Origin of the sequence: Streptomyces sp. NPDC047043 (assembly GCF_040644055.1) — a bacterium.
Lineage (GTDB): Bacteria > Actinomycetota > Actinomycetes > Streptomycetales > Streptomycetaceae > Streptomyces.
This window is the reverse complement of the sequence record NZ_JBEYVO010000033.1, coordinates 78,105-92,247: the sequence shown is the minus strand read 5'-3', so window position 1 is coordinate 92,247 and position 14,143 is coordinate 78,105. Positions and strand designations below refer to the sequence as shown.

Genomic DNA, 14,143 nt, shown 5'->3' with positions numbered 1-14,143 from the left:
CCCGGCACGTCCCCTTTCCGCCGTGGGCGGGTGCGGGTGGTGCGCCGCTTACTCTCGTACGCATGACATCCCGCGCCGCCTCCCGCCCTGTGGGCACGGTCACTCGCGGGACGACCAATCCGAATCGCCTGCGCCGTATGGATCGGTGGATCGCTGCCGTGCATGGCGCCGAGTTGCGCCGCGCCGTCGATCCCGTCGCCGTCGACCTTGGATACGGTGCCGCGCCCTGGACCGCCGTTGAACTGCTTGGGCGGCTTCGTACGGCAGCGCCGCGTGCACGTGTGGTCGGCGTCGAGATCGAACCGGCCAGGGTTGCCGCGGCGAAGCCCTATGAACGTGAAGGGCTCGTCTTTCGGCACGGTGGATTTGAGATTCCGATTCCCGAGCGGCCGCATCTCGTCCGTGCGGCCAACGTCCTTCGTCAGTACGACGAGGACAAGGTCGCTGGGGTGTGGGAGCGGTTGTGTGCGCGGCTGGCCCGGCCCACGGAGTTCTCTCATGGCGGGCTGTTGGTCGAGGGGACCTGTGATGAGGTCGGGCGGCGGCATGTGTGGGTTGCGCTGGGGCCGGAGGGGGCGCGGAGCGTCACTTTTGCTGCGCGGCTCGGGTCGTTGGAGCGGCCTTCGGATCTTGCCGAGCGGCTGCCGAAGGCGCTTATTCATCGGAATGTTCCGGGTGAACCCGTGCATGCCTTTTTGCGTGACTTCGATCGGGCCTGGGCCGCCGCGGCGGCCTATGCCTCTTACGGCGCCCGGCAGCGTTGGATTCGTGCGGTGCGGGATCTCTGTGTCGACTGGCCCGTGGCGGACGGGGTGGGGCGGTGGCGACAGGGTGAAGTGACCGTGGCGTGGGAGGCGTTGGCGCCTCGTCCTCGTTTCTGACCTGCGGGGAACGAACGCCGTGAGTCGTTCGTCACAAAGGCGGGGAGATCGTCATGACGGGGAGGGAAAGGGGGGAAGGACGGGGTTGCGGTGCCTCTGGTACTGCCTCTGTTGCTTTGCGCGTCGGCGTGGCACCATCCCCCGGGCGGTCGTAAGTTACTGACGGTAAATCAGGTTGGGGGAAGTGGCATGGGTTCGGGCAAGCGCGGCCTGATCGCGACGGCCGTGACCGTGGTCTGTGCGGTCACCGTACTGGCGGCCCCTGGCACGGCGTTTGCGAGTCCGGATCCCACTTCGTCCCCGAGCGCCTCCCCGACTGGCGGATCCGGCAAAGACCTTGAGGCTGTTCGCGAGAAGCTCGACGAGCTCTATCACGATGCTGCGGTGGCCACTGATTCGTACAACGCCGCCGAGGAGAAGGCCGAGAAGCAGTCCGCCGCGATCGTCGATCTGGCCAAGAAGATCGTCAAAGGGCAGAAGAAGCTCGATGAGTTGAAGGATCGGGCCGGTGCGGCCGCGGCTGCCCAGTATCGGAACGGCGGGCTGCCCGACGAGGCGCAGTTGCTGCTGAGCGACGATCCGCAGGAGTTTCTCGACGGGGCGGGGCGGGTGCTGCAGGGGCAGCGGGCCACCAAGGGTCTGATCGCGGAAATGACCCGCACCCAGGAGGACTTGAAGCAGTACGCCGCCGATGCCTCCGACCAGTGGCAGAAGCTGGAGGCCAACCGCAAGGCCAAGGATGCGGCTCGCAAGAAGATCAAGAAGCAGATCGCGGCGGCCGAGAAGCTCGAGTCCCAGCTGGAGAAGGAGGAGAAGGAGCGCCTCGCCAAGCTGGAGCAGGAGGCCGCGCTCAAGGCGCAGACCGCCTGGCTCGACTCCGGGATACTGGATGAAATCAGCGGAAAAGCATCCGAACAGGGCAAGAAGGCTGTCGAGTTCGCCACGAAGCAGATCGGCAAGCCTTACGAGTGGGGCGCCGAGGGGCCTGACACGTACGACTGCTCGGGGCTGACCTCACAGGCCTGGCTGAACGCCGGGCACGGCATTCCGCGCACCTCGCAGGAGCAGTGGAAGCAGCTGAAGCACGTCGACATCAAGGACATGCGGCCCGGCGACCTGATCATTTACTTCGACGACGCCAGCCATGTCGGGATGTACATCGGTGACGGCGCGATCGTTCATGCCCCGCGACCTGGGCGGACGGTGACCATCACGGGTGCGGGGTCCATGCCGATCCTCGGGGTCGTACGGCCGGATGCCTGAGATCCCGGTCACGTGACCCACTGCACGCAGGGCGGTTCGCCAAACTCCCTGCGGACGTGATGTTCGTCATCCTCACCAGGGGCCCCAGGTGTCCAACTGCGGTACGGATCGCGGCATATGACTCTGGCGCGTCACCAAGCAGCGTGTCTCACACCATTCCTTTACGGCACCGGCACCCGCTATGGTCCCCGTCGGTGGATCGAGGTCCCTTGCTCCGCCGCGCCCTCGGGGGGAGGGAAGGAACTCAACACGATGCCCGTACCCATACCGCGGCAGCGAGCGATCCCGGCCGCGGAGAGTGGTCAGGCGCCGGCCGCGCAACGAGGCGGCACCTCCAAGGAAGCGACCCCGAGCAAGGAAGCCAAGGTCGACAACAACGCCGCCACCAACCTGACGCTGCTCCTGATCGAGGACGATCCGGGCGGCTCGACGGTCGTGCCCGAACTGCAGGACTCGGCCGGCAAGCCCATCCGCGTCCGCACCGCCCGCAACCTCACCGAGGCCGCGCGGCTGCTGACCGACGACGTGCACTGCATCCTGCTGGACCTCGCGCTGCCCGCGCCCGGCCGGTCGGACGACGAGGACGAGCTCGCCGTGCTGAAGCACGTACTGGAGCTCGCGCCGCGGCATGCCGTCCTCGCGCTCGCCCCGTCCGGCGACGCCGAGCGCGGTTCCGAGGCGGTGCGTGTGGGCGCCCAGGACTATCTCTTCCGGGACGAGCTGGACGGGCGGTTGCTGAGCCGTGCGATCCGCTACGCCGTTGAGAGGAAACGTTCCGACACGGCGGAGCGGCGGCTTGCCGAGGGGCGGGTGCTGGCGCAGGAGAACCGCCGGCTCGAGCGGGGGCTTCTGCCGACGCCGTTGCTGGAGGGGTCGTCGCTGCGGTTTGCCGCGCGGTACCGGCCGGGGCGGTCGCGTGCGCTGCTCGGCGGTGACTTCTACGACGTCGTACGGACCCCGGACGGGACCGTGCACGCCATGATCGGTGATGTCTGTGGGCATGGCCCGGACGAGGCCGCGCTGGGTGTGGAGCTGCGGATCGCCTGGCGGGCGCTGACGCTCGCGGGGCTGTGCGGGGACGAGCTGCTCGGGACGCTGCAGCAGGTGCTGGAGCATGAGCGGGCCGACGACGAGATCTTCGCGACCCTGTGCACGGTGGACATCTCGCCGGACGGTCGCCGCGCGGGCCTTTGCCTCGCCGGGCATCCGTCGCCGCTGGTCGCCCGGCCCGGTCGGACGGCGGAGTTGCTGCCGTACGACAACAACGGGCCCGCCCTCGGGCTGCTGCCGGGGGCCCGATGGCCTCGGATGCAGGTGGAGCTGGGGCGGGAGTGGAGCCTGATGCTCTATACCGACGGGCTGATCGAGGGGCGCGTCGGCGGGGGGCTCGAGCGGCTCGGGCAGGACGGCATGGTGGAGCTGGTGCGGCGGCAGCTGTCCGAGGGGTTGCGCGGGGAGGCTCTGCTGCGGGCCGCGGTGAACGAGGTTCGTCAGCTCAATGGGGGCGAGCTGACGGATGACGTTGCGGTGCTGTTGCTGGATCGGGTGGCGTAACGCCTGCGGCCGGGAAAGGGGCGCCCGTCAGCGCCCTCCGTTGTAAGGGCCGTACGGGCCGTCGCTGCTCGAACCCCTGCGGCTCCGGCCGCCGCCGGGCAGACCTCGCAGCGCCGGGCGTACGTCGACCATGTACACGATGGTGGCGACCAGGCCGATGACCGGCAGGAACGACAGGATGTTGAAGATCAGGTTCACCACGAAGGCGAGGCCGAGGATGATCAGCCAGAACGGCTTGGTCTGCTTGCTGGCCGCGCGATAGGCGTCCTCGCGACGCGTGGCGGCGTCGATCAACGCGAAGCCGCTGAAAAGGATCAGGGCCACGCTCAGCAGCCACATGAACCCTGCGAACCCCTGCATCAGCACAACGTCCACCACCAGACTCGGCTTGTTCCTACGCGGTCACCGTACCCGTTCCGGCAGGACCGCTACACGGAGAACGGGCCGGGCACCCAAGGAGTGCCCGACCCGTTACCGATCACCCGTTCGTGTCACTTCCGTGTCACTTGGCGGGCGGCGTCGCCTTCTTGGCGGTGGTGGTGGTGGTCTTGCGGGCCGGCGCCTTCTTGGCGGCGGTCTTCTTCGCCGGGGCGGGCTCGGCCTTGGCCTCGGCGGGCTTGGCCTCCTCCTTGACCTCGACCGGCTCGGCCTTGGGCTCGACGGCGACGGCGAGCTCCTCGATCTCCTCGGCGGCCTCGCCACGCCAGGTCTTCACGGCCTGCTCGCCGTGCTCGGCGACCTTCTCGTAGGTCTCGCGGGCCTTGACGGCGTACTCGGCGGCGACGCCGACACCGCGCAGCGCGAAGTCCTGGGCGGACTCGCCGAACTTCTTCAGGTCGGCGTCGATGGTGGCGCCGAGCTTCTTGATGTCACCGTCGACGGTCGCCAGGAACTCGGTGACCTTGGCCTGGAGGGACTCCTGCGTCTCCTTGACGCGGGCCTGAGCCTCCTTGGCGCGGGCCTGGGCCTTCTCCTGGACGGCCTTCGGGTCGGTGTTGCGTACGGCCTCGATACGGGCCGGGGCCTCGGCGCGCAGCTGCTCCACGATGCCGGGCACCTTCTTGGCCTGCTGGAAGGCCAGGTCGGCGGTGCCGGCGGCGAAGTAGAGCGGCGTCGGGTCGCTGAGGGTCTTGCGGAGGTCGTCGGTGATGGCCATGGTGATGGTCCTCCCGGATCGCTTGCAGCTGAGGGTTTTGGTTACCGCGGCCGGCCCGGTCAACTGGCGGGCTGCTGCGGGTCGTGCGGTTCGGCGTCGCTGCCGTCGGACGTGCGGGTGCGGCGCGTGGCGGACTTGCGTCCGCCGGCCGTGCGGGTCTTGCGGGTTCGGCGCTCGCCGGTCTGCTCGCCGTCGCCCTTGCGGGTGCGGCGTATCGCGGTGTCGGTGTCCTGTTCGTCCTGCGCATCCGTCGCGCCCGGGCTGGGCTCGGCGGTCAGGACCACCTCGCCGTCCGCCGGGGCCAGGTCGGTCGCCTCGTCGGCCGTGGCGATCCCGAATCCGTTCTCCTTGCGGAAGGACTCGTAGATCTGGAGCAGCACCTGCTTCTGCCGCTCGTTCAGCGTGGGATCGGCGAGGATGACGGCGCGCGTCTCCACCTCGTCCCGGTCCCGCTCGGCGTCGAGGATGCCGGCGCGCACGTACAGCGTCTCGGCGGAGATCCGCAGCGCCTTGGCGACCTGCTGCAGCACCTCCGCGCTCGGCTTGCGCAGCCCGCGCTCGATCTGGCTCAGATACGGATTGGACACCCCGGCGGCGTCGGCGAGCTGCCTGAGCGACAGCTGCGCGGTGCGCCGCTGTTCACGCAGATACTCGCCGAGATTGCCGACGTTGAGCGATGCCATGCCTCCACCTTGCACCACCCCCGCTAACTATTGCAAGCACCCGCTTGCAAAAGTGCGCCACGCCACTCGGACGGACGCGCGAGCCTGAGCACGATGGGTGCCGTACCTGCACGACAACTGTCGCCGTCCGACCTCCTGGTGCAGGTGCGCTCGGGACGCCCTCCGCGAGTCGCCGGCAGGCGGCGTTGTCGGTGGGCTCTGCCAGGGTGTGCGTCGTGGATGAACTGGTGGAGCGTGTCGACGATCAAGATCGTGTGCTGGGGGTGGCGGTCAGCCGCCGGCAGGCCATCCGGGAGGGTTGGCTGCACCGGGTCGCCGTGACGGTGTGCCGTGACGAGCGTGGGCGGATCCTCGTCCACCGGCGGTCGGAGCAGCTGTCGCGCTTCCCCGGGCTCCACGAGGTCGTGGTCGGTGGCGCCGTGGATGTCGGTGAGTCCTATGAACAGGCCGCCGCGCGGGAGCTGGCTGAAGAGCTGGGCGCTCGTGTGCTGCCGCGCTTGCTGTTCACGTTCATCAACCGCAGCGGCTTGAGCCCTCACTGGCTCGGCGTGCACGAAGCCGTGATGCCGGATGCCGTGGTCCCCGATCCCGATGAGATCGCCTGGCATGGCTGGCTGACGGAGCCGGAGCTGCGGTCGGCCCTGCTGGAGTGGCGCTTCACCCCCGACAGCCACGAAGCCTTCAGCCGGTATCTCGCGTTCCGGACCGCGCAGTCCTGACCTCTGCCGTGCCGGTTCCCGCGGCTCGCACAGCGCTAGCGTTGGGACCCATGATCGTATGGATCAACGGCACCCACGGCGCAGGCAAGACGACGACCAGTCCACTGGTGCAGCAACTGATCCCGGATTCACGGGTGTTCGACGCCGAGAAGGTCGGCGAGACACTCATGGACATCACTCCGGGGCTGCCCGGGACGGACAACTTCCAGCACTGGCCGCCGTGGCGGCCGCTCGTCGTCGAAACCGCCCGCCACGTGCTCGACTACACCGGCGGCACACTTGTGATCCCCATGACCGTCCTGGTCGAGCAGTACTGGCGCGAGATCAGCACGGGCCTCGCCCAACATGCCATTCCGGTACGGCACTTCGTCCTCCACGCCGACCAGGACACCCTCCGCGGGCGCATCGAGGGGGACACGGTTCTCGGCCCCTCCTCGTTCCGCCTCAAGTACCTCGAGCCCTACGCCGAGGCGGCCCGCACCTGGCTGCACGGCGAGGCCGAGGTCGTCGACACCACGCATCTCACGCCCGCCCAGGCCGCCCTGCAGATCGCGGAGGCCGTCGGAGCTACCGCGTGAGTTCCGCCGGCTCCTCCAGTCGCGTCAGTTTCCGGGGGTTCCGCACCACGTAGACACGGGTGACCCGCCCGCCGTCCACCACGAGGCTCACCGCGGCCGGCTCGCCGTCCATGTCGATACGGCCCGCGGGCTCGCCGTTGAGCCATACGGCGGTCGTCTCGAGGTCGGTCACCACACGGTTCACACGGGCGAGGATCTCCGCCACCACGTCGGCCCCGTGGATCGGCGCCAGAGCCGCGGTCACGATGCCGCCGCCGTCGGTGATCAGGACCACGTCGGGCGCCATGACCTCCATCAGCTCCTGCAGTTGCCCGGTGCGCAGCGCGAGCAGGAACCGCTCCACCACGGCCTGCTGCTCCGACCGGCTCACCCGCACCCGCGGCCGCCGGGCCGCCACGTGCTCGCGGGCCCGCCGGGCGATCTGCCGCACCGTGGCCGCGGGCTTCCCCGTCGCCTCGGCGATGTCGCCGTACGGCATCTCGAAGACCTCGCGGAGCACGAACACCGCCCGCTCCGTCGGCCCGAGGGTTTCCAGCACGGTCAGCATCGCGATCGAGACGCTCTCCGCCAGTTCGACGTCCTCGGCGACGTCGGGGCTGGTCAGCAGGGGTTCCGGGAGCCACTCGCCGACGTACTCCTCGCGGCGGCGCGACAGCGTGCGCAGGCGGTTGAGCGCCTGCCGGGTGACGAGCCGTACGAGATACGCCCGCGGGTCGCGCACCTGGGCGTGGTCGACGTCGGCCCATCGCAGCCAGGACTCCTGCAGTACGTCCTCCGCGTCGGCCGCCGAGCCGAGCGTCTCGTAGGCGACCGTGAACAGCAGGCTGCGATGGGTGACGAACGGGTCCTCGGTCATGCCGCCGACGACCCGACGCCGGGGGTCTCCAAACGCGCGGCCGGCGGGATCTCGCAGGCGTCGGAGTAGCCCTGCGAGGTGATCCCGTGGGCGGTGTTGCACCTGGCCGCCATGTTGGCGAAGCCGATGTACACGGTGAGTTCGACGAGTGCCGCGGGGCCGAGCCGGTCGAGCAGACGCGCGGACAGTTCGTCGGTGACGGTCGTCGGGGTGTCGGTCATGGCCTCCGCGTACTCGAGGACGTCCCGCTCCAGCGGCGTGAACACCTCCGACTGCCGCCAGCGCGGCACCTGGCTCGCCCTGGCCGGGTCCAGGTTCTGGTTCAGGGCGAGGAAGTAGTTGATGTCGAGGCACCAGCTGCAGCCGACCCGGGCCGCGACGGCCATGTGCGCGAACGTCTTCAGACCCGCGTCGGCCGCGTCCCACTCGGCCACCCTGGCCGAGAACTCCTGGTTGGCCGCGGCCAGTTGGGGGTTGTTCCACAGCACTTCGACTGGCTCGGGCACGGTACCGAGCTGCTTGGTCATGAGGTCGCGGAGCTCGGCGGGGAGCTCGGCCTTCGGAACACGTGGCGCCATGATGTCCTTCTCCTTGGGCTTCCGACTGTGTGGCATGAAGACACCGGCCGGCCCGCGGATGTGACACCCGGCCCCGCCACTCGCCGTCGGCTCACCGGAACGCCTCGGCATTCCGTACGGCCCACTCGGCGAAGGCGCGGGGAGCGCGGCCCAGGACATGTGCCACGTCGGGGCTGACGCGCCGCTCCTCCGCCGTCGGCTCGCCCAGCACCGAGAGGGTGCCCTCGACGACCGGGAGGGGCATGAAGGCGGACATCTGCGCGTGGGCCTCCTCGCGGGACTGTTCGACGAAGCGGATCCTTTCACCCAGGGCATCGGCAAGGGCCTCCGCACGCTCGCGCGGGGAGGTCGGAGCCGGGCCCGTCAGCGTGTACGTCGCCCCGGTGTGCCCCGGCTCGCGCAGGACGGCGGCGCCCACGGCGGCCACGTCGTCCGGGTCGACGAAGGGCAGGGCCACGTCCGCGAAGGGCGCGGCGGCGGTGCGGTGCAGGCGGATCGGCTCGGCCCAGGCGAAGGCGTTGGAGGCGAGGCCGCCGGAGCGCAGGACGGTCCACTCCAGGCCCGACCCGCGTACGGCCGCCTCGAACTCCCCCGCGTGCCGATAGGCCTCCGGCCGGGTCCCGGCGCCCTGGCTGGACAGCAGCACGAGCCTGCGGACCCCGGCCGCCTTGGCCGCCCCCACGATCCCGTGCGGGTCCTCCCCGGCAACCAGCAGGAACACCGCCCGCGCCCCCTCGAAGGCGGGCCGCAGGCCCTCGGTGTCCCCCAGATCGGCCGCAACCGCCCGCACACCGGCCGGCACATCGGCCTCGGTGATCCTCCGGGCCACCGCGGTGACCTCTTCGCCGGCCCCGATCAGCAGTCGTACGAGGGTCCGGCCGACGTTTCCCGTGGCGCCCGTGACGACGAACATGACGTACCCCCAGTTGTGAGTCAGTTGACTAACTAAGAAGGACGCTAGCACGACCCACGCCGCGCGGTCAGCCGTATAGTCAGTCGGGTGACTGACTCACAGAGCGCGAGAGCCAGGAGCGCCGGGGACAAGCGGCGGCGCCTGATGAGCGCGGCCGCCGAGGTCGTGCACCGGCAGGGCGTCGAGCGCACGACCATCGCCGACATAGCGCGGGCCGCCGGCGTCCCGACCGGGAACGTCTACTACTACTTCAAGACCAAGGACGACCTGGTCGCGGCCGCACTCGCCGAGCACACGGGCCAACTGGAGCGGATCACCGCCGAGTTGGACCGGCTCCCGGACCCGCGCGAGCGCCTCAAGGCCCTGGTGCGCGGCTGGGTCGAGCAGCGCGACCTCGCCGCGCGCTACGGCTGCCCGACCGGCACCCTCGCCGCCGAGCTCGGCAAGCGCTCGGCCGACGGCGGCCTCGACGCGGAGGCCGGCAAGGTGATCCGACTGCTGCTGGAGTGGGTGGAAGGCCAGTTCCGCGAGCTGGGCCTGCCCGACCCCGACGGCCTCGCGCTGACGCTGGTGGGCGCCTACCAGGGCATGTCGCTGCTCACCAACGCCCTGCGCGACCCGGACGTGACGGTCCGCGAGGGCGCCCGCCTCACCGCGTGGCTCGACTCCCTCTGAGCCACTCCGCCACGACCGCGAAGTCCCGCTCGGTCAGCCCGTACCGGTGGTCGACACGGTGCAGCAGCGCGGGTGCCGGATGGTGCGCGGCGACCCAGGCGCGGTCGGCGCCGGTGATCTCGTCGTCGACCCAGACGAACGGGCGCCCGTCCGCCCACGCCACCAGCGGCCGGGTCTTCCAGTGCAGCGGCGCCGGCAGCTCGTCCTCGTCGGGCCAGTCCACCAGCGGCAGCGAGGGCAGCCCGAGCCAGGGCGCGAGGCACTGGTTCGCGTCGTCCATCCAGGTCGTCGCCCACACCAGCTCGCAGCCCAGCTCCGTGAGCCGCGCACCGAGCTCGGGATCGACCCGGCTCAGCAGCGGATGGTCGGCAGCCGTGTCCGGCAACGCGAAACGTGCCTCGTACAACAGGTACGGGCGCGCCGCCCCGAAAGGGAGCAGCGTTCCGTCGACGTCGAGGAAGAGAAGCATCAGGGACAGGATCAGCCCTCGTACCCCTGCTCCGCCAGGATCTTGTCGATGCGCGCCCGGTGCGCCACCTCCCACGCGTCCAGCGACTCGGCGGCCTCCTTCGCGAGCCTGGCCCGGGCCGCCGTGAGCACCTCGGCGCGACGAGCGGCGGGCACGGCGACGACGCCCTCCTCGTCGGCCACGACGATGTCGCCGGCCTCGATCCGTACGCCGCCGCAGGTCACGGGCTCGCCCAGCGGTACTGCGGCCGACTTGGCACCCGGGATCGGGATGACGCCGCGGGCGAACACCGGGAAGCGCAGCTCCCGCACCTCGGCGAGGTCGCGGATCAGCCCGTCCAGGACGAAGGCCGCGACACCGCGGCGCTGGGCGACCGCGCAGACGTTGCCGCCCGCCAGCGCCCAGTCCAGGTCCCCCGACTCCACCACGACGACCGAGCCGGGCTCGGCGCGGTGGATGGCCGCGTGGAGCATGAGGTTGTCGCCGGGAGGGCAGCGCACGGTGAAGGCCGGACCGGCGACCCGTTCGCCCGGCCCCCACAGCGGGCGGATTCCGACGTCCATGACCTGCCCGCGGCCCAGGAGGTCGGCAAGGGTGGTGGTCGGGACGGCCTGGAATTCGATGGCGTCAGTCATACGCCGGACGCTACCGTCCCTTCCATGACTGCCGGGTCGGCCTTGTGCCGTGAGCGAGTTGGGTGCCCGGCCTCTGAGTGAGGTCGCGGCGGGCAAGAAGTCCGCCTCTTTCTCTGCGCCTTCCCCATCGAGATCCGCATCGACGGAAACCAGCGACAGAGAAAGCAGAGAATGCCCAACGACGACAAGCAGAAGTTCATCGACTTCAACCAACAGGTCATCGACGAGTTCCGCGCGAACCACGGCCGCGTCGGCGGCCCCTTCGAGGGTGGCCGCCTGCTCCTGCTGACCACCACCGGCGCCCGCACCGGCACCCCGCACACCACGCCCGTCGGCTACCTCCCCGACGGCGGCGAGCGCGTCCTCGTCATCGCCTCGGCGGGCGGCGCGCCCAAGCACCCGGACTGGTACCGCAACCTCCTCGCCCATCCCCAAGTCACCGTCGAGAGCGGCGTGTTCACGTACGAGGCGCAGGCCGTCGTACTGGAGGGAGAAGAGTGGGAGCAGGCGTGGGCGCGGGCGGTGGAGGCCGAGCCGGGCTGGGCGGCGTACCAGAGGAAGACCGAGCGGGTCATTCCGGTGGTCGCGCTGCACAACATCGCGCAGGGCGGCCCGGGGCACATCAACGCCTCCTCGCCGGGCGAGGCGATCAAGGTGGTGCACGACGCCTTCCGCCATGAACTCGCCCTGATCCGCAAGGAGATGGCGGCCGGCAACGGCACCCTCGGCGCCCAGCTGCGGGTCAACTGCCTGACGTTCTGCCAGGGGCTGCACAACCACCACACCGGCGAGGACACGATGATGTTCCCGTTCCTCACCGACCGCCACCCCGAGGCGGCCCCGGTACTGAAGCGGCTGAGCGAGGAGCACGAGCGGATCGCCGTCCTCGTGGCGGAGCTGCGCCGCGCGCTGGCCGGCGAGCACGCGGACCCGGCCGCGGCGCGCGCCGAGGTGGAGCGCCTCACGCTCGACCTCGAAGCCCATCTCACGTACGAGGAGGCGGAGTTGATCCCCCTCCTCGACGCCACTGCCTGAACGTTCTGATTCGCGGGTGGCCGTCGTTGTTCTCTAGAACGGCAACGGCCGCCCGTGCACCACGTCCAATCGCGACACCGCCCGGGTCAGGACGACGTACAGCCGGTGCAGCCCGCGCTCCTCCGCCTCCGCGATCGCCGCCGGTTCCACGGCGACGACGTGGTCGTACTCGAGGCCCTTGACGAGGGTCGCCGGTACCACGGTCACGCGGGCGCCCAGGTCGTCCGGTCCGGCGGTCGCGATGCCGGCCGCGCCGAGCGCCTCCGCCACTCCGGCGACATCGGCATCGGCGGCGACGACCCCGACCGACCCCTCACGACCGAGCGCATCGCGTACGGCGTCCACGACCGCGCCCGGCAGATCGGCTCCCGCCTGGCGCACCCTCAACTCCCCGTCCCTGCACAGGGAGTGGCCCGCCGGGACGTCGACGTCGAGGCGGGCCAGCAGCCGGTTGGCGAGCGTGACGACGGCCTCCGGCACCCGGAATCCGGTCGTCAGCGGTACGACGACCGCGTCGGGTTTCCCCAGGTGCCGTAGGACCGTGTCCCACGACCGCGCCGCCCAGGGCGTGGTCCCCTGGGCCAGGTCGCCGAGGACGGTGAGCGAGCCGAAGGACGCCCGGCGGGCGATGGCCCGGCACTCCATCGGGGAGAGGTCCTGCGCCTCGTCGACGACGACATGGCCGTACCCCTCGGGGTGCTCGATCAGCCCGCCGACCTCGTCCAGGAGCACCAGGTCGGCGGCCGACCAGCGCGCCGACTTCCACGACCGCGGCGGCTTCGCCCACAGCAGCGCCCGCTGCTCGTCCTCGGCCAGCAGTCCGTCCGCGGCCGCCGCCAACGTGCCTGAATCGGTGAGGAGTTGGGCGAGGACCTCCTCCGGCCGCACCCGGGGCCACACCGCGTCGACGTACGCGCCGACCGGCCGCGCCCGCGAGATCCTCTGCACCCAGGCGTTCGTCTGCGGCCCGGCCCGCCGCTCGGCCTGCTCCTGAATACGCCGCACGACCCGCATCCGCACCCGCTCCCGCCCGATCCCGTACGGCGGCTCCTCGCGCCGTACGCCCTCGACGATCCGCAGGAGTTCCCCGGATCCCACCCGCCACCGGTACGAATCGTCCGGCACGACGACGGCTGCCTCGACCCCGCTGCCGGACACCCGCGCATACAGCGCCCGGCGCAGCACCTCGGCCATCCGTGCGTCGTGTTTGACCGCGGCGGCCCGCTCCCCGTCGACCCCCTTGAACGGGTGCGCGGCGATCTCCTCCTGCAGGGTCGACTGCCGTACGCCGGACTCGCCGAGGGCCGGGAGCACCTGGGAGATGTAGGAGAGGAAGGTCCGGTTGGGCCCGAGGATCAGCAGACCGCCGCGCCGGATGCGCTGCGGGTGGGTGTAGAGGATGTAGGCGGCCCGGTGCAGGCCCACGGCGGTCTTGCCGGTGCCCGGAGCACCTTGGACACACACAGAAACGCCGAGATCTCCTCGTACGAGATCGTCCTGCTCGGGCTGGATGGTCGCCGCGATGTCCCGCATCGGCCCGACCCGGGGCCGCTCGATCTCGCGCGCGACGATATCGCTGACCTGCGACTCTCCGCTCTCCAGATGCTCGTCCTCCAGCCCGGTCAGATCGGTGGAGTCGCCGCGGCTGCCCGCCGCCCAGCCGAACCTTCGGCGGACGGTGACGCCCTGCGGGTCGCGGGCGCTCGCCTGGTAGAAGGCGCGGGAGACGGGTGCGCGCCAGTCGACGACGAGGGGCGGTGCGGCCGGGTGCTCGCTGATCCGCAACCGCCCGATGTGGTAGCTCTGCCCGGAATGATCACCGGCACCCCGCCCGAAGTCCAACCGCCCGAAGAACAGCGGCCCTTCGGGCAGCTCACGCATGTGCTTCGCCTGACTGCGCAGCTGGTACCCGAGCACCTCGGCGTCGGCACCGGAGGCGGAGACGTCCTCGCCCACGACGACCTGCTCCTGGGCGCCGTCGACCATCGCGGCGAGGGCGGTGCGGGAGCGGTCGTGGTGGGCGCGCTCGCGGTGGAGGGAGGTGCGGAGGGACTCGGGCTCGGTCAGGGCGGGGTCGGCTGACGTCATGGCGACGAGCATACCCAAATAACGTAACCGGGTTAAATCTTTTACCGAGCCTCTGAAGGG

The 14,143-nt window shown here is 70.6% G+C and carries 16 protein-coding genes; 7 read left to right on the top strand and 9 right to left on the bottom strand.

Going from position 1 to position 14,143, the window contains the following annotated elements; translation table 11 throughout:
• Window positions 1-62: 62 nt before the first annotated feature.
• The 3 genes from ABZ880_RS41380 to ABZ880_RS41370 all read left to right on the top strand — a co-directional run bounded on the left by ABZ880_RS41380 (window position 63) and on the right by ABZ880_RS41370 (window position 3,698).
• Window positions 63-881: a class I SAM-dependent methyltransferase gene (locus ABZ880_RS41380; protein ID WP_361274557.1), complete on the top strand. Its 819-nt coding sequence runs from the start codon at window positions 63-65 to the stop codon at window positions 879-881.
• A gap of 189 nt (window positions 882-1,070) precedes the next feature.
• Window positions 1,071-2,144: an NlpC/P60 family protein gene (locus tag ABZ880_RS41375; RefSeq protein ID WP_361274554.1), complete on the top strand. Its 1,074-nt coding sequence runs from the start codon at window positions 1,071-1,073 to the stop codon at window positions 2,142-2,144.
• Window positions 2,145-2,396: 252 nt separating this feature from the next.
• Entirely contained in the window at window positions 2,397-3,698 is a 1,302-nt protein-coding gene (locus tag ABZ880_RS41370; protein ID WP_361274551.1) for a SpoIIE family protein phosphatase, read from the top strand.
• Between the two features lie 27 nt (window positions 3,699-3,725).
• Here ABZ880_RS41370 and ABZ880_RS41365 read toward each other — a convergent pair whose 3' ends face one another.
• The 3 genes from ABZ880_RS41365 to ABZ880_RS41355 all read right to left on the bottom strand — a co-directional run bounded on the left by ABZ880_RS41365 (window position 3,726) and on the right by ABZ880_RS41355 (window position 5,537).
• Window positions 3,726-4,058, bottom strand: a complete 333-nt coding sequence (locus tag ABZ880_RS41365) for a DUF2516 family protein (RefSeq protein ID WP_361274548.1) — start codon at window positions 4,056-4,058, stop codon at window positions 3,726-3,728.
• Window positions 4,059-4,200: 142 nt separating this feature from the next.
• Window positions 4,201-4,854, bottom strand: a complete 654-nt coding sequence (locus tag ABZ880_RS41360; protein WP_361274546.1) for a hypothetical protein — start codon at window positions 4,852-4,854, stop codon at window positions 4,201-4,203.
• A gap of 59 nt (window positions 4,855-4,913) precedes the next feature.
• Window positions 4,914-5,537, bottom strand: coding sequence for a helix-turn-helix transcriptional regulator (locus tag ABZ880_RS41355; RefSeq protein WP_361274543.1), 624 nt, complete (start codon window positions 5,535-5,537; stop codon window positions 4,914-4,916).
• 206 nt (window positions 5,538-5,743) lie between these two features.
• On the opposite strand from ABZ880_RS41355, the gene ABZ880_RS41350 reads away from it, so the two are divergent.
• Together ABZ880_RS41350 and ABZ880_RS41345 are read left to right on the top strand one after the other, a co-directional pair.
• Window positions 5,744-6,256, top strand: coding sequence for an NUDIX domain-containing protein (locus tag ABZ880_RS41350; RefSeq protein ID WP_361274541.1), 513 nt, complete (start codon window positions 5,744-5,746; stop codon window positions 6,254-6,256).
• 50 nt (window positions 6,257-6,306) lie between these two features.
• Window positions 6,307-6,834: an ATP-binding protein gene (locus ABZ880_RS41345; protein WP_361274538.1), complete on the top strand. Its 528-nt coding sequence runs from the start codon at window positions 6,307-6,309 to the stop codon at window positions 6,832-6,834.
• On the opposite strand, the gene ABZ880_RS41340 is transcribed toward ABZ880_RS41345, so the two are convergent.
• The 3 genes from ABZ880_RS41340 to ABZ880_RS41330 form a co-directional block, all read right to left on the bottom strand.
• Window positions 6,824-7,690, bottom strand: coding sequence for an RNA polymerase sigma-70 factor (locus ABZ880_RS41340; RefSeq protein WP_361274534.1), 867 nt, complete (start codon window positions 7,688-7,690; stop codon window positions 6,824-6,826). The two genes, ABZ880_RS41345 and ABZ880_RS41340, sit on opposite strands and share 11 nt — an antisense overlap.
• The gene (locus ABZ880_RS41335) at window positions 7,687-8,268 is read right to left on the bottom strand and encodes a carboxymuconolactone decarboxylase family protein (RefSeq protein ID WP_361274532.1); all 582 of its coding nucleotides are present in this window, start codon (window positions 8,266-8,268) and stop codon (window positions 7,687-7,689) included. The genes ABZ880_RS41340 and ABZ880_RS41335 overlap by 4 nt, the downstream gene beginning before the upstream one ends.
• Before the next feature lie 91 nt (window positions 8,269-8,359).
• A complete protein-coding gene (locus tag ABZ880_RS41330; RefSeq protein ID WP_361274529.1) occupies window positions 8,360-9,181 on the bottom strand; it encodes an NAD(P)H-binding protein in 822 nt (273 codons plus the stop codon).
• An 87-nt stretch (window positions 9,182-9,268) separates the two neighbouring features.
• Here ABZ880_RS41330 and ABZ880_RS41325 point away from each other — a divergent pair, with 87 nt between their 5' ends.
• Window positions 9,269-9,856 carry a TetR/AcrR family transcriptional regulator gene (locus ABZ880_RS41325; RefSeq protein ID WP_361274526.1) on the top strand — a complete coding sequence of 196 codons (588 nt, stop codon included), beginning with the start codon at window positions 9,269-9,271 and terminating at the stop codon, window positions 9,854-9,856.
• Here ABZ880_RS41325 and ABZ880_RS41320 read toward each other — a convergent pair.
• Window positions 9,831-10,325 carry an HAD domain-containing protein gene (locus tag ABZ880_RS41320; protein ID WP_361274524.1) on the bottom strand — a complete coding sequence of 165 codons (495 nt, stop codon included), beginning with the start codon at window positions 10,323-10,325 and terminating at the stop codon, window positions 9,831-9,833. The two genes, ABZ880_RS41325 and ABZ880_RS41320, sit on opposite strands and share 26 nt — an antisense overlap.
• A gap of 11 nt (window positions 10,326-10,336) precedes the next feature.
• On the bottom strand, window positions 10,337-10,960 hold the full coding sequence (locus ABZ880_RS41315; RefSeq protein ID WP_361274522.1) for an RraA family protein: 624 nt from the start codon (window positions 10,958-10,960) through the stop codon (window positions 10,337-10,339).
• 171 nt (window positions 10,961-11,131) lie between these two features.
• Between ABZ880_RS41315 and ABZ880_RS41310 the strand changes: the two genes are divergently transcribed.
• On the top strand, window positions 11,132-11,995 hold the full coding sequence (locus ABZ880_RS41310) for a nitroreductase/quinone reductase family protein (RefSeq protein WP_361274519.1): 864 nt from the start codon (window positions 11,132-11,134) through the stop codon (window positions 11,993-11,995).
• A 33-nt stretch (window positions 11,996-12,028) separates the two neighbouring features.
• Here the strand turns inward: ABZ880_RS41310 and ABZ880_RS41305 are convergent, their stop codons facing one another.
• Window positions 12,029-14,083, bottom strand: coding sequence for an AAA family ATPase (locus tag ABZ880_RS41305; RefSeq protein WP_361274517.1), 2,055 nt, complete (start codon window positions 14,081-14,083; stop codon window positions 12,029-12,031).
• Window positions 14,084-14,143 lie beyond the last annotated feature (60 nt).

Coding starts and splice junctions, on each gene's coding strand:
- ABZ880_RS41375 (WP_361274554.1), top strand. CDS start 1,071: ATGGGTTCGGGCAAGCGCGGCCTGATCGCGACGGCCGTGACCGTGGTC.
- ABZ880_RS41370 (WP_361274551.1), top strand. CDS start 2,397: ATGCCCGTACCCATACCGCGGCAGCGAGCGATCCCGGCCGCGGAGAGT.
- ABZ880_RS41310 (WP_361274519.1), top strand. CDS start 11,132: ATGCCCAACGACGACAAGCAGAAGTTCATCGACTTCAACCAACAGGTC.
- ABZ880_RS41335 (WP_361274532.1), bottom strand. CDS start 8,268: ATGGCGCCACGTGTTCCGAAGGCCGAGCTCCCCGCCGAGCTCCGCGAC.
- ABZ880_RS41315 (WP_361274522.1), bottom strand. CDS start 10,960: ATGACTGACGCCATCGAATTCCAGGCCGTCCCGACCACCACCCTTGCC.
- ABZ880_RS41365 (WP_361274548.1), bottom strand. CDS start 4,058: ATGCAGGGGTTCGCAGGGTTCATGTGGCTGCTGAGCGTGGCCCTGATC.
- ABZ880_RS41320 (WP_361274524.1), bottom strand. CDS start 10,325: ATGCTTCTCTTCCTCGACGTCGACGGAACGCTGCTCCCTTTCGGGGCG.
- ABZ880_RS41360 (WP_361274546.1), bottom strand. CDS start 4,854: ATGGCCATCACCGACGACCTCCGCAAGACCCTCAGCGACCCGACGCCG.
- ABZ880_RS41380 (WP_361274557.1), top strand. CDS start 63: ATGACATCCCGCGCCGCCTCCCGCCCTGTGGGCACGGTCACTCGCGGG.
- ABZ880_RS41340 (WP_361274534.1), bottom strand. CDS start 7,690: ATGACCGAGGACCCGTTCGTCACCCATCGCAGCCTGCTGTTCACGGTC.
- ABZ880_RS41355 (WP_361274543.1), bottom strand. CDS start 5,537: ATGGCATCGCTCAACGTCGGCAATCTCGGCGAGTATCTGCGTGAACAG.
- ABZ880_RS41330 (WP_361274529.1), bottom strand. CDS start 9,181: ATGTTCGTCGTCACGGGCGCCACGGGAAACGTCGGCCGGACCCTCGTA.
- ABZ880_RS41345 (WP_361274538.1), top strand. CDS start 6,307: ATGATCGTATGGATCAACGGCACCCACGGCGCAGGCAAGACGACGACC.
- ABZ880_RS41305 (WP_361274517.1), bottom strand. CDS start 14,083: ATGACGTCAGCCGACCCCGCCCTGACCGAGCCCGAGTCCCTCCGCACC.